Source organism: Mycoplasma zalophidermidis (assembly GCF_018913985.1).
Taxonomy (GTDB): Bacteria; Bacillota_I; Bacilli_A; order Mycoplasmatales; family Metamycoplasmataceae; genus Mycoplasmopsis; species Mycoplasmopsis zalophidermidis.
Window position 1 is genome coordinate 1 of sequence record NZ_JAHMHK010000024.1, and the last position, 404, is coordinate 404.

General features: G+C 28.0%; 1 protein-coding gene. It reads right to left on the bottom strand.

The window, feature by feature from the left end:
• Window positions 1–404, bottom strand: a 404-nt coding sequence (locus KQ878_RS04545; protein ID WP_216567977.1) for a hypothetical protein, incomplete at both ends; no start/stop codon positions are given.

Sequence of the window (404 nt, forward strand, 5' to 3'; positions counted from 1 at the left end):
ATAAAAGAATCTCTTAACTCCATATTCATCGATGTAATTTAGATAGATTGTTGGGTCAATAGCGTCATATAGAGCATCATTAAATGAACTAATAAAACTCTTAAATCCTTGTTTATAGTCGTTTATTTTATAAAATTGTTGTAATTCTTTGTTTTCTTTATCGTCTAATAGCTCAAGAAATGCTTTTAAAGGGCGTTGTGAGAGCAAAGTAAGGATATGTTTGAATTGAATATAGTGTTTTAAAACTATTAAGTGTTTAGACGTTATATTTGAGTTTTGAATTGGTTTAAAAGGTGCTAAAATGAGTGGACTATTGTAAAACAATTGTGGTTCTCATAGTCTTTTGTCGAATGGTAGTCATTCATAATAGTTTTTTGGATATACACCAATAAAATCACTATCAT